We start from the raw sequence: 14,078 nt of genomic DNA, 5'->3' as shown, positions 1-14,078 counted from the left end.
CTTTTAATTAAATTTTACATATATTATGAAAAAATATTAGAAACTAATCTAAATGAGGTGGGTATCATGAAAGTAACAAACGTAGATGAATTAATGCTTAGATTAGAGAAAGTAAGAGCAGCTCAAAAAGAGTTCTCAAAATTCTCACAAGAGCAAGTAGATGAGATATTTAGACAAGCAGCAGTAGCAGCTAATAATGAAAGAATCAGATTAGCTAAAATGGCAGTTGAAGAGTCAGGAATGGGAATCGTTGAAGATAAAGTTATCAAAAACCATTTCGCTGCTGAATACATATACAACAAATACAAGGATGAAAAAACTTGTGGAATAATAGAAAAAGATGAATCATTCGGTATCACAAAAGTGGCTGAGCCAATCGGAGTTGTAGCAGCAATCGTTCCTACTACAAACCCAACATCAACAGCTATATTCAAAGCTTTAATATCATTAAAGACTAGAAACGCTGTATTCTTCTCACCACACCCAAGAGCTAAAAACTCAACAATAGAAGCAGCAAGAGTTGTTTTAGAAGCAGCAGTTAAAGCTGGAGCTCCTAAGGATATAATCGGATGGATAGATGAGCCATCAGTTGAAATGTCACAAGTATTAATGGCAGAAGCTGATATCATACTAGCTACTGGTGGTCCAGGAATGGTTAAAGCCGCTTACTCATCAGGTAAACCAGCTATCGGAGTTGGAGCAGGTAATACACCAGCTATCATAGATGAAACTGCTCACTTAAAAATGGCAGTAAACTCAATATTATTATCAAAAACTTTCGATAACGGAGTTATCTGTGCATCAGAGCAAACTGTATTAGTTGTTGATGAAGTTTACGATGAAGTAAGAAAAGAGTTCGCTGACAGAGGAGCTTACTTCTTAAAAGATAAAGAAATAGATAAAGTAAGAAAAACAATTTTAATAAACGGTAACTTAAATGCTAACATAGTTGGTCAATCAGCATGGAAAATAGCTGATATGGCTGGTGTTAAAGTTCCAAAAGACACTAAAGTTTTAATAGGTGAAGTTGAATCAGTTGAATTAGAAGAGCCATTCTCACACGAGAAATTATCACCAGTATTAGGAATGTACAGAGTTGCTAACTTCGAAGAAGCTTTAGTTAAAGCTGAAAGATTAGTTGAACTTGGTGGATTTGGTCATACTTCAGTTTTATATACAGATAGAATGAAGTCACAAGACAGAATCATGAAATTTGGTGCTACTATGAAAACTGGTAGAACAATAATCAACATGCCATCAACTCAAGGAGCAATCGGAGATATCTACAACTTTAAGCTAGCACCTTCATTAACATTAGGTTGCGGATCATGGGGTGGAAACTCAGTTTCAGAAAACGTTGGTCCTAAACACTTAATTAACATTAAGAGTGTAGCTGAAAGGAGAGAAAATATGCTTTGGTTCAGAGTTCCAGAAAAAGTTTACTTCAAATATGGTGCTTTAGGAGTTGCTCTTAGAGAATTAAAAGATTTAAACAAGAAAAAAGTATTTATAGTAACAGACAACGTACTAGCTAGTCTAGGATATGTTGATAAAATAACAAATGTTTTAGAAGAAATAGGTGTAGATTTCAGAGTATTCTCAGAAGTTACTCCAGACCCAACTTTAGCATGTGCTAAAAAAGGTGCTGAAGCAATGAGAAGCTATCAACCAGATGCAATCATAGCTCTTGGTGGAGGTTCACCAATGGACGCTGCTAAGATTATGTGGGTAATGTATGAGCATCCAGAAGTTGCTTTCGAAGATTTAGCAATGAGATTTATGGATATAAGAAAGAGAGTTTACCCATTCCCAACTATGGGTCAAAAAGCTATGATGATTTCAGTTCCAACATCAGCTGGTACTGGTTCAGAAGTAACTCCATTCGCAGTTATAACTGATGAAGAAACAGGAGTAAAATACCCATTAGCAGATTACGAGTTAACTCCAGATATGGCTATCATAGATGCTGAACTTATGATGAACATGCCAAAAGGATTAACAGCTGCATCAGGAATTGACGCATTAACTCATGCTTTAGAAGCTTATGTTTCAGTTTTAGCATCAGAGTACACTAACGGATTAGCTTTAGAAGCTATCAGATTAATATTCAAATACTTACCACAAGCTTACGCTGAGGGAACTACAAATGTTAAAGCAAGAGAGAAAATGGCTCACGCTTCAACAATGGCAGGTATGGCATTCGCTAACGCATTCTTAGGAGTATGTCACTCAATGGCACACAAATTAGGATCAGAGCACCATATAGCTCACGGAGTTGCTAACGGAATCTTAATCGACCAAGTAATAAGATTCAACGCTGTTGACAACCCAAGAAAACAAGCTGCATTCCCACAATACAAGTATCCAAATGCTAAGTGGAGATACGCTGTAATAGCTGACTACTTAGGATTAGGTGGAAAGAATGAAGATGAGAAAGTTAACAACTTAATCAAAGCTATAGATGGTCTTAAGAAGACTGTTGGAATCCCTGCAACAATAGCTGATTGCGGAGTTTCAAAAGAAGCCTTCTACGCTACATTAGAAAAAATGAGTGAAGATGCATTCGATGACCAATGTACAGGAGCTAACCCAAGATACCCATTAATCAGTGAAATCAAGCAAATGTACACTAACGCTTTCGAAGGCAAAAAAGACAGAGTTTAGTAGTTTTGTACTAAGATGAATAATAAATACTCACTAGGTAACTAGTGAGTATTTTTTTTAATTTAGATAAAAATAAAAATATGTCATTCTAAAGATAAGATTTTAAAAGGTATATATGGTAAAATTTAATAAATAGGAATTGGAGGGATTTAGATGAACAAATTAGTTTTTACTAAGAACAGAGAGAATTTATTAAAGAAATTAGATGATAATTCAGTACTAGTATTGTTTGCAGGAGAAGCAAAGAGAAAGACTGCTGATGAGTATTTCCCATTTACTCCTAATAGAAATTTCTATTACTTAACAGGAATAGATGAAGAAAAACATATTTTAGTTATTAAAAAGATTGGTGGAATCACCGAAGAGAACTTATATATATTAAGACCTAATTTAGAGCAAGAAAAATGGACTGGAAAGACAATTAGAGATTATGAGGCTAAAGAGGTTTCAGGAATTGAAAATATAAAATACTTAGAACAATTTGAAGGTGATTTAAACACTTTATTTGTTAATGGAATAGCTGAGATCTTATACTTAGATTTAGAGAGAGTAGGATTTAACGAAGAGGTTAGTAAGAGTCAAGGATTTGCTAAGGAAATAAGAGAAAAATATCCTCAGGTGGTAGTAAAGGATACTTATAGTAAAATAGCTGATCTAAGACAGATTAAATGTGCAGAAGAAGTAGAAGAAATCAAGAAGGCTGCAGACATAACGGCTAAGGGTGTAGAACTTTTAATGAAAGAGTGTAAGCCTGGAATGAAGGAATATGAATTAGAGGCTTACTTTGATTTCTATTTAAAGCAGCATGGTGTTAAGGATTATGCTTTCAAAACAATAGCAGCAGCTGGAGTTAATGCGGCTACTTTACATTATGTAGATAATAATAGTGAAATCAAAGATGGGGATTTAATTCTATTTGATTTAGGTGCTCAAGTTAACTACTATAATGGAGATATATCAAGAACATTCCCTGCTAATGGTAAATTCTCAAAAAGACAAAAAGAAGTATATGAGGAAGTTTTAAAGGTTAATGAAGAGATAATAAACTCTATAAGACCTGGAGTAGGTTTTGTTGAGTTAAATGAAAAGGCGAATAACCTTTTAGCAGAAGCTTGTGTTAGACTTGGACTTATTGAAGATAAGAAAGAGTTTAGAAAGTATTACTTCCACTCAATAGGACATAGCTTAGGACTTGATACTCATGATGTTGGAAAGAGAAATATAATCCTTGAAGAAGGAATGGTATATACTGTAGAGCCTGGACTATACATTGAAGAAGAGTGTATCGGTATTAGAATAGAGGATGATGTTTTAGTTACTAAAGATGGTTGTGAAGTTTTAACTAAGGATTGCATAAAATCAGTAGAAGATATAGAGAAGTTTATGAGTAATAAATAATTCTAAATTTAAGTTTACTTTAAGAATAATAAGCTTTATTTCTGAAGAAATTAAGAGTAGAATTAAATAAATTCATAAGAAAATACTATGGTTTTAGGAGATGATCAATATGATAAATGAATTAAAAAAAGCTATGTTAGCTGGAGTTGGAACTGCTGCTACAGCTTATGAAAAAGCAGATTCTTTCATAGGAGACATGGTTTCTAAAGGAAGAATGACTGTTGAAGATGGTAAAGTATTATCAGAAGAATTAAAAAGAAATGTACAAGAAAGAACAAATGAAGCTACAAATGAAATAAATGAAAAATTAGAGAAGCTTAAACCTTTTTCAAAGGATGACTTCAAAGCTATGTATGATGAAGCTAATAAAGAAACTCTTGAAGAAATAAATAAATTAAGAGAGAGAGTAGCTGTTTTAGAAGATAAATTAAATAATAGAGAAGAGTAAGGTTTTTGAGATATATCTCAAAATCAATTGATGATAAAACTTATAAATATATTAGGGAACTTAGGTTAAGTTTTTTAAGATATTTATAAGTTTTATTTAGATTTTTGATATAAGTAAGGTTATAAATTAAAAAATTAAATTGCTTATGGAAAATAACAATAGTTTTTCTAAGTTAGATAGTATAGGAGGTGAGTTTATGAGTAAGAGACAAGGTGTTCAGAGGTTAAGAGAAATTGTTAGGGTTTTTACTTATTATGGTTTTGATTTCTTAGTATCTAGCAAATTACCTAATAGCAAAAAAGGTGAACCTAGACCACAGGCTTTTAGAGAGGCTTTAGAGGAATTAGGGGCTACATTTGTTAAGATAGGACAAATACTTAGTACAAGGCCAGATTTACTTCCTAAGGCTTATATAAAGGAGCTGGAGAAGCTTCAGGATGAGAATGAGATAACTAGTTTTGATAAAGTTAAAGAAATATTTCAAGAATCTTTTGGAACAAGTATAGATACTTACTTTACGTATTTTAGTGAAAGACCATTAGCATCAGCATCTATTGCGCAAGTTCATAGAGCTACTTTGCTTGATGGAAGAGAGGTTGTTGTTAAGGTTCAACATTATGAAATTGCAGAGAAGATGAAGCTTGATTTAAGCATACTTAGAAGATTAAGTAGATTTACAACAGCACATATGTCTAATATTCCTGTAAATCCATTTGAAGCATTTAAAGAAATTGAAGATGCTACGCTTAAAGAACTTGATTTTATAAAAGAGGCTAAGAATACAGTTAAATTTAAAGTTTTAAATAAAAATGTTGCATGTGTTAGTGCACCTACAATTATAGATAGATTGACTTCTAAAAAAGTTTTAACAATGGAGTATATTGAAGGGTACAAAATAACTGATGATAAGATATTAGAGCGTGAAGGATATGATAGAAAAGATATAGCGAATAAATTAGCTAATTCGTTTTTTAAACAAGTATTTGAAGATGGATTTTTTCATGGTGACCCCCATCCAGGAAATCTTTTCATAAAAGATGGTAAGATATATTTTATAGATTTTGGCCTAGTTGGAGAACTAGATGCAAATCTTAAAAAATGGCTTACGAAGGCTATGATAGCAATGGCTTTAGATGATATAGATACTTTAGTTGATTTCGTTAATGCTATTGCCATAAGAAAGGGACCAGTTAAGACTTCGATTTTATATGATGACTTAAACAACATAGTTTTAAGATACATAAATGCTTCTTTAAAAAGTATAAAAATATCAGATTTATTCAAAGAGATATTTGATATAGCTGAAAGAAATAATTTGCAAATGCCTAAAGAACTTGTTACTTTAGTAAGGTCTATAGTGATTTTAGAAGGGGTTGTAGCGAAAATTGATCCAGATCTAGAGATTATGGAGTGTATTTTCCCTTACATAAAAGAAAGAAATAAAGAGGCAATGCTAGAAAGTTTAGATAAGGATAAACTTATAATTGGTGCATATAAATTTGCAGAAAAAAGCCTTGAGATTCCTACTAAGTTTTCAGAGCTAGTGGATAGTTTATCAAATGGAAGAACTAAGATGCAGATAGAGGTTAATGGACTGGATAAGCCTTTAACTGATTTAAATAGAATGGTTAATAGAATATCATTTGCACTTATTGTTGGATGTATGATAATAGGCTCTTCTTTAATAGTAGATGCTAGGATTGGTCCTACTTTTGAAGGAGTTCCATTATTAGGTGTTATAGGATTTGTTGTTTCTGGAGTATTTGGATTTTGGCTTTTAATTTCTATAATAAAGTCTGGATTTTTTTAATAAATAGTTAATAAAGTTATAAAATGGTTGAAACACTCATAGTTATAGTGTATAAATATATACAATATAATAATTCGAAAAGTGAATAGTTTAAAAGAGGTAGAGGCGCGAGCAATCAATAGTACTAAGACAGAGTTAAGCAACGTAGAAGTGTTAGGAAAGGGATTATCGCCGAAGTTTCTAGTCAAAGCTTTGAGGCTAGATGCTGGGGTTGCACAGAATATGTGTAACACTGTCACAAGAAAATTTGTGGAGTGCTATCATCTTAGGGAATCATACTAGTAAGAATATGTTTATTTAACAGAGAAGTTTCGTACTATTAAGACCTTAGGTTGATTAAGCCTAAGGTCTTTTTTTATTAATAAATATAAAAGTATTTAGAGATAATAGTAATGAAAATAGGGCCTCTATAGATTAATTCACTAATATTTTAAGGGGGATTTCAAAATGAGAAACAGAACAAGATTTCAAGTTTTTTTAGCAGTTTTTATTATGACAATGCTATGTTCAACTTTAGTTTTTGCAACTGAAGATATTGCGGCGGTAAACTCAGCTAAATTTGGCTTATGGACGGTTTTACCACCATTAGTTTCAATAGTGCTAGCTTTCATAACAAAGAATGTTATAGTTTCACTATTCATAGGTACAATGACAGGATGCGTAATGTTACAACTAAACGGATTTAACGTAATTCAAGCGTTAACTCAAGGATTTATAGATTTTACTTATAGAGCTTTAAACTCTTTAGCGGATCCATGGAATGCAGGTATTATCCTTCAAGTTTTAGTTATAGGAGGAGTTATTCACTTAGTAGCTAAAATGGGAGGAGCTAAGGCGATAGCTGAAGCTTTAGCAAGAAAAGCTAAGACAGTTAAAAGTGCACAGCTTACAACTTGGCTTTTAGGGTTAGCAGTTTTCTTTGATGATTATGCAAATTCATTAATAGTTGGTCCTATAATGAGACCAGTTACAGATAAATTAGGTGTTTCAAGAGAAAAATTAGCTTTTGTTATAGATGCTACTGCAGCTCCAATAGCGGGGTTAGCAATAATATCAACTTGGATAGGATTAGAGGTTGGATTAATAGGAGATGCGCTTCAAAGTGTTGGAATAGAAGCAGATGGATTTGGAGTTTTCTTAGAAACTATACCTTATAGATTTTATAACATATTAATCTTAGCTTTTGTTGTTATATCAGCAATTACTTTAAGAGAGTTTGGCCCAATGCTTAAAGCTGAGAGAAGAGCTAGAAAAGGTGAAGTATTACCAGTTACAGAAACAGCAACAGATAGTGAAGATTTAGAACCAATAGAGGGAATCAAGTTAAGTGTATGGAATGCAATAATTCCAATAGGTGTTTTAATAGGCTCATCATTAATTGGATTTTATTACAGTGGATGGGTAACTGTAATGGGTGGAGAAGATTTGGCAATAATAGAGATGATGAATAACTCTCCACTAAGCTTTGCAAGCATACAGGCTGCTTTCTCAAATGCTGATGCTTCAATAGTTTTATTCCAATCAGCATTATTAGCTACAATAGTTGCTTTAGCCTTAGGTGTAGGTAGAAAAATATTTACTATATCAGAAGGTATAGGAATATGGGTTGAAGGAATGAAAGGTCTTTTAATAACAGGAGTAATTCTTATATTAGCTTGGTCATTAAGTTCCGTAATAAAAGAGTTAGGAACTGCTGCTTATTTAGTTGGAGTATTATCAGATACAATACCAGCATTCTTGTTACCAGCTATTATATTTATACTTGGTTCAGTAATTGCTTTTGCAACAGGTACAGCTTATGGAACAATGGGAATATTAATGCCTTTAGCAATCCCATTAGCATTTGCTATAAATCCAGATTGGCAGTTTGTAATAGTTAGTACATCAGCAGTTTTAACAGGAGCAATATTTGGAGATCATTGCTCTCCAATATCAGATACAACAATCCTTTCTTCAACTGGAGCAGGCTGTGACCACATAGAACACGTTAGAACTCAGATATGGTATGCGTTATTTGTTGGAGCTATAACAGTAGTATTTGGATATATTCCAGCAGGGTTAGGATTAAGCTTTTGGGTAGTATTACCAATATCTTTAATAGCTTTATTTATACTAACTATGATATTCGGTAAAAAAGTAGAAGAGCCAGCGGCTAATAATTAATATAAATAAAAAAGAGAAGAATCTAATTCTTCTCTTTTTTTTATGCTTCTTTGGTCTTTTTATAAGGATATACAAGTCTGTTGACTAAAATACCTATTATAACTCCAATGAACGTATCTATAATTCTATTGAAGGCATAATTATATGAGCCAACTCCCTTTAGACTTGTCATAATTGCAAAGACAACAATACAAGCACTATTTACGGCTCCTTTGCATTTAAATAAAATACAAAAGTATATTGCCACTGTTGTTCCTAAAGCTGTTAAGAAAGCGTAAGTAAGAAAATGATCTAAATTCAATATGTTAAAGATAGCAGTTAAGGTTAAACCTACAATGGCACCAATAGAAGTACCAAGCATTCTGTTCTTTCCCATCTTATAAGAATTTTCAACAGTATCTTGCATACACATCATAGCAGCTATACAAGCAAAGAAGGCACTAGAGCGACCTAAAAGCTCAAAGGTTATTATACAAATAAAAACTGCCAATGAGGTTTTTAGATTTCTAGCTCCTATAGTTTGCAGGCTAAAGTTGAACAAATATTTCACCCCTAAATCATATAGTGTTATGCTAAATTATATTATTTTTTCTTCTTATTTTCAAAGTTTTCTATGTCTTTTTTTATATCATCTTTAACTTCTTTTTCAAGTCTTAGGATTTTCTCTTCTATGTTTTCTATGTCTTTCATAACTTTTTTTTCATACTTATATATGTAATTATTTATTAGAAGAGCAATTATTATACCTATAAATGTGTCTATAACTCTATCGAATGCATATACATAAGGTGTTTTTCCATGTAGATTAGTCATTATAGCTATTAATACTATACAGGCAATTACAACAGAACTATTTTTTTTAAGAAGATTAAGTAGATAAATTGTTAATATAATTCCTAACCCTGTTATAGTTCCTTGAAAATTGGTAAGTTTAAATGATATAGCTATGAATGTTAAAGATATACCAACGCAGGCTCCTGTTATAGTTCCAATCATTCTATCTTTTCCGATTTTCATAGAGCTTTCAACGGTATCTTTCATACATATTACAGCGGCTATACATGCATAAAATGGATAGGGTCTACCAATTAGTTCAAAGACAACTATACAAAGTGTAACAGCTAAAGCTGTCTTTAGATTTCTTGCACCTATTTTAGGCAAGGTTAATCCTTTCATGAATTAAGACCTCCTAACGATTTGTGATATTGAACCAATATAGATAGTATATAATATTTTCATATTATTACAAATAACAAGAAATATAGAATATAGGAGAATTTAAAGCTAAAAACGATTGACAGTACAGTTAATCTAATCTTATAATTTAAATTAAGTAAATAAATGCTATGAAGAGAAGAGTAATGAAGTAGACTGTGTAAAAGAGAGCTGGGTTAGGTGAAAGCCAGAGACGGAAAACTTTATGAAGATGGACTTGGAGCAGACTTTTTGAGGAATTTAATCTTAGAGAAGTACGGTAGCAACCGTTATATTGCAGAGTAATAAAATAAGTTTTTGCTTAGGAGTTACTTACTGAGATATTTATGGAGACATAAATGTGAAATAGAGTGGTATCGCGTAAATTAACGCCTCTATGGGAATTCCCATAGGGGCTTTTTATATTTAAAATATTGGAAACAATAGTAGTAATAGAAAGAGGAGGAAGAAAAGAATGTGTAAAAAACCATATTACATCACAACACCTATTTATTACCCATCAACTAACCTACATATAGGTAATACTTATACTACTGTAGCAGCTGATGCTATAGCTAGATTCAAAAGACTTACAGGACATGAGGTAATGTTCTTAACAGGAACAGACGAGCATGGTCAAAAAATAGAGAGAATAGCTAATGAAAAAGGTATTACTCCAAAAGAGCACGTAGATGAAATAGTTGCTGGAATAAAAGACCTTTGGGGAATGATGAACATAAGCTATGATAAATTCATAAGAACAACTGATGATTATCATGTAAAAGCTGTTCAAGAGATTTTTAAGAAATTATATGACCAAGGAGATATCTATAAAGATTCATACGAAGGTTTATATTGTACTCCATGTGAGTCATTCTGGACAGAAACTCAATTAGTGAATGGAAACTGTCCTGATTGTGGAAGACCAGTAGAGAAAGCTAAGGAAGAAGCTTACTTCTTCAAGATGAGCAAATATGCTGATAGATTAATTCAATATATAGAAGAGCATCCAGATTTCATTCAACCAGAATCAAGAAAGAATGAAATGTTAAATAACTTCTTAAGACCAGGTCTACAAGATCTTTGTGTTTCAAGAACAAGCTTCACTTGGGGAATTCCTGTAAGCTTTGATGAGAAGCATGTTATCTATGTTTGGATAGATGCATTATCAAACTACATCACTGCTTTAGGATATGGTCAAGAGAACCAAGAATTATACAAAAAGTTCTGGCCAGCTGATGTTCACTTAATAGGAAAAGACATTTTAAGATTCCACACAATTTACTGGCCAATAATGTTAATGGCTTTAGGTTTAGAATTACCTAAGCAAGTATTTGGCCATGGATGGTTACTTGTTGATGGAGGAAAAATGTCAAAATCAAAAGGTAACGTTGTTGATCCAGTAGTTTTAGTTAATATGTTTGGAGCAGATGCTGTAAGATACTATTTATTAAGAGAGATACCATTTGGTTCAGATGGATTATTCAACAATGAAATATTCATAAAGAAAGTAAATACAGACTTAGCTAACGATTTAGGTAACCTTTTATCAAGATCAGTAGCTATGGTTGAGAAATACTTCGATGGAGTTATTCAAGCACCAACTTGTAAAGAAGCTATAGATGATGAGTTAATAAACTTAGCTTTAGCTACTCCAGGAAAAGTAGAAGCTAGCATAGACGCTTTAAAAATCCCAGAAGCTTTAGAGAGTATTTGGACTTTAATAAGCAGAGCTAACAAATATATAGATGAAACAACTCCATGGATACTTGCTAAGGATGAAGAGAAAAAAGCAAGATTAGGTACAGTTTTATATAACTTACTTGAGACATTAAGATTTGTTTCAGTTATGATTTCACCATTCTTAACAGAAACAAGTGCAAAAATGAATGCTCAATTAAACACTAAAGTTACAACTTGGGAAAGTTTAAAAGAGTTCAACGGAACTGTTGCTGGAGATAAAGTTGTTAAAGGTGATGCTATGTTCCCAAGAATAGATGTTGAGGAAAAATTAGCTGAACTAGAAGCTTTAAAACCAGCTCCAGTTAAGCCAGCTAACGAAGAGTTAGTTAAGAACCCAATAAAAGAAGAAATAACTATAGATGACTTTGACAAGATTGATTTAAGAGTAGTTAAAGTTTTAGAGTGTGAGCCAGTTAAAAAAGCTAAGAAGTTATTAAAACTTAAAGTTGATTTGGGTGGAGAAGAAAGACAGGTTATTTCAGGAATAGCTATGCACTACAAACCAGAAGAGTTAGTTGGAAAGTATGTAGTATTAGTAGCTAACTTAAAGCCAGTTAAATTAAGAGGAGAATTATCACAAGGTATGATACTTGCAGCAGCACCAGCTGATGATTCAGAACTAGTATTAGTTAACCCGGGTGAAATGTTAACTGGAAGTCAAGTAAGATAATTTTAAAGTTTTATAGTGAATCTATAAAGTATGTTGAGAGTATTTTATATATTAGCAACATGCTTATAGATTTACTTAAATAAATTTTTAAGTTTATAACATATGTTATAAAAAGACTCTTATATTCAAACATAATTAAGTTTTGGAATATGGGAGTTTTTTTATAGCATATGCTATGGATAGAAGGATTTTAAGGGGGCTAGTGAGTTGAAAGTTGTTATAGGTAATGCGTGGCCTTATGCCAATGGATCTTTACATATAGGTAGAGTATCCTCTTGGATGGCAGGTGATATTTTAGCAAGATACCATAGAGCGAAGGGTGATGAAGTAGTTTTTATTTCAGGTTCAGATTGTCATGGTGCACCAATTTTAAATAAGGCTAAGGAGCTTGATAAGTCTCCAGAAGAGGTTATAAATAAATATCATAGAGAATTTGTTAGATGTTTTAATAAGCTTGGATTTTCTTTTGATATTTTTACTAGAACGGATACTGAGTATCATGAAAAATCAGTTCAAAATATTATAAAAGAGCTTTACGACAAAGAATTTATTTATGAAAAGGAAACTGAGGAGTTTTACTGCTCAAAATGTTCTGATAACTTAGATGAATTTGGGGTTAGGGATGGTCTATGTAAAGAGTGTGGAACTAAGGTTGAAGTTAAGAAATCAAACAACCTATTTTTCAAGTTATCATACTTTCAAAATCATATTCAAAAGATTGTTGATGAGGAACAGGGATGGAGAGATAATGCTCTTAAAATAACTGAAAGATACTTAGAGGGTGGATTAAGAGATAAGATTTTAACTAGAGAAATAGATTGGGGAATTGAAGTTCCTATAGAAGGATTTAATGATAAGCGAGTCTATGTTTGGATAGATGCTCTTTTAGCATATGTAACATCATCCAAGAAATTTATAGAGGAAAGAAATGAAGACTTATATAGCTATTGGAATGAGGAAAATAGTAGAGTTTACTTAGTTCATGGTAAAGAGAATATACCTTTCCATACAACGATGTTTCCTGCGATGTTGGCTGGTATTGGAATAGATAAATGTAATATAAGAATAGTTTCCTCTCAGTATTTAACATTAGAAGGAAAGACATTTTCAACTAATAGAAATTGGGCAATTTGGGTTCCTTATATTATTGAGAGATATAATATAGATTCCATTAGATATTATTTGATAAGTAGAGGGGCTGAAATTAAGAATTCAGACTTTACATGGAGAGATTTTATAAATGCTAATAATAATGAGCTTTTGGGGGAGTTTGGAAACTTTATAAATAGAATATTAGTATTTATAAAGAAGCATTTTAATGGCAATATTACTGGATATGCATTGCCTCTTCAATGGAAAAACTTAATTAGAAGAGCTTATGCTTCTATTGGAAATAAGTTTGAAAATGGAGAATTTAGAAGTGGAATAAGTGAAGTTTTTTCTCTTATAAAACAAGGGAATGACCTTTTCGACAGGAATAAGCCTTGGGTATTAATAAATAGCAATTCAGAAAAATGTAAGGAAATTATTTATATATGTTCTCAAATTGTTATAGCAGTTTCTGACTTAATGAATCCAATAATACCTTTTACTTGTGATAAGATAAGGAGATTTTTGGAGTTGAAAGAGACTAAGTGGTGTTTTGATGAAGAAAAGAATATAAAAGTTAAGAATGTGGAATTTCTATTCGATAAGCTAGATAGGAAGCTAGCAATAGATGAATTTAATAGATTAAAAAATAAAAAGATATAAAATTAAATTAAGCCTTGCTTCTAATCGTTAGAAACAAGGCTTAATTTACATCTTAAGGTTTAAGGTTAGGAATTATTATATAGAAATTTTAAATTGATTAAACTTAATAGCCCTTGACATTTGCGTAAGGGGGACAAACCGTTCAAGGGCTATTTAAGGGGTAAAATTAAATTAGTGTTTTAGCTACGTTACAATTATTATATTAATCTCCTTATGTGGCATTTATGTGTCAAAAA

Annotated in this window: 9 protein-coding genes, 1 riboswitch and 1 other annotated feature; of the genes, 7 read left to right on the top strand and 2 right to left on the bottom strand. The window is 32.0% G+C overall.

Going from position 1 to position 14,078, the window contains the following annotated elements; genetic code table 11:
* Nucleotides 1–66 precede the first annotated feature (66 nt).
* From adhE to ACQZHJ_RS17075, 5 genes are all read left to right on the top strand, one after another.
* Complete coding sequence (adhE, locus tag ACQZHJ_RS17095) at nt 67–2,664, top strand: bifunctional acetaldehyde-CoA/alcohol dehydrogenase (RefSeq protein ID WP_430486679.1); 2,598 nt, start codon at nt 67–69, stop codon at nt 2,662–2,664.
* A gap of 153 nt (nt 2,665–2,817) precedes the next feature.
* On the top strand, nt 2,818–4,062 hold the full coding sequence (locus ACQZHJ_RS17090) for an aminopeptidase P family protein (protein ID WP_430486678.1): 1,245 nt from the start codon (nt 2,818–2,820) through the stop codon (nt 4,060–4,062).
* Between the two features lie 109 nt (nt 4,063–4,171).
* Nucleotides 4,172–4,510, top strand: coding sequence for a phasin family protein (locus ACQZHJ_RS17085; RefSeq protein WP_430486677.1), 339 nt, complete (start codon nt 4,172–4,174; stop codon nt 4,508–4,510).
* 196 nt (nt 4,511–4,706) lie between these two features.
* Nucleotides 4,707–6,320 (top strand): ABC1 kinase family protein, encoded by a 1,614-nt coding sequence (locus ACQZHJ_RS17080; protein WP_430486676.1) that lies wholly within the window; start codon nt 4,707–4,709, stop codon nt 6,318–6,320.
* A gap of 92 nt (nt 6,321–6,412) precedes the next feature.
* Nucleotides 6,413–6,588: riboswitch (Lysine riboswitch) on the top strand.
* 179 nt (nt 6,589–6,767) lie between these two features.
* Nucleotides 6,768–8,483, top strand: a complete 1,716-nt coding sequence (locus ACQZHJ_RS17075; protein ID WP_430486675.1) for a Na+/H+ antiporter NhaC family protein — start codon at nt 6,768–6,770, stop codon at nt 8,481–8,483.
* A 40-nt stretch (nt 8,484–8,523) separates the two neighbouring features.
* Here ACQZHJ_RS17075 and ACQZHJ_RS17070 read toward each other — a convergent pair whose 3' ends face one another.
* Together ACQZHJ_RS17070 and ACQZHJ_RS17065 are read right to left on the bottom strand one after the other, a co-directional pair.
* Nucleotides 8,524–9,033 (bottom strand): FUSC family protein, encoded by a 510-nt coding sequence (locus ACQZHJ_RS17070; protein WP_430486674.1) that lies wholly within the window; start codon nt 9,031–9,033, stop codon nt 8,524–8,526.
* A 32-nt stretch (nt 9,034–9,065) separates the two neighbouring features.
* The gene (locus tag ACQZHJ_RS17065) at nt 9,066–9,659 is read right to left on the bottom strand and encodes an FUSC family protein (RefSeq protein ID WP_430486673.1); all 594 of its coding nucleotides are present in this window, start codon (nt 9,657–9,659) and stop codon (nt 9,066–9,068) included.
* 161 nt (nt 9,660–9,820) lie between these two features.
* Nucleotides 9,821–10,077 (top strand) — a binding site (T-box leader).
* A 75-nt stretch (nt 10,078–10,152) separates the two neighbouring features.
* On the opposite strand from ACQZHJ_RS17065, the gene metG (ACQZHJ_RS17060) reads away from it, so the two are divergent.
* Together metG (ACQZHJ_RS17060) and metG (ACQZHJ_RS17055) are read left to right on the top strand one after the other, a co-directional pair.
* On the top strand, nt 10,153–12,090 hold the full coding sequence (gene metG, locus ACQZHJ_RS17060) for a methionine--tRNA ligase (protein ID WP_430486672.1): 1,938 nt from the start codon (nt 10,153–10,155) through the stop codon (nt 12,088–12,090).
* Between the two features lie 207 nt (nt 12,091–12,297).
* Nucleotides 12,298–13,842: a methionine--tRNA ligase gene (gene metG, locus ACQZHJ_RS17055; RefSeq protein WP_430486671.1), complete on the top strand. Its 1,545-nt coding sequence runs from the start codon at nt 12,298–12,300 to the stop codon at nt 13,840–13,842.
* The last annotated feature ends 236 nt before the right edge of the window (nt 13,843–14,078 follow it).

The sequence above is a fragment of the Clostridium sp. B9 genome (genome assembly GCF_050509515.1).
In the GTDB taxonomy this organism is placed as follows: Bacteria; Bacillota; Clostridia; order Clostridiales; family Clostridiaceae; genus Sarcina.
Note: the sequence above shows the minus strand (reverse complement) of the source record. Positions and strands in the feature narration are given on the sequence as shown.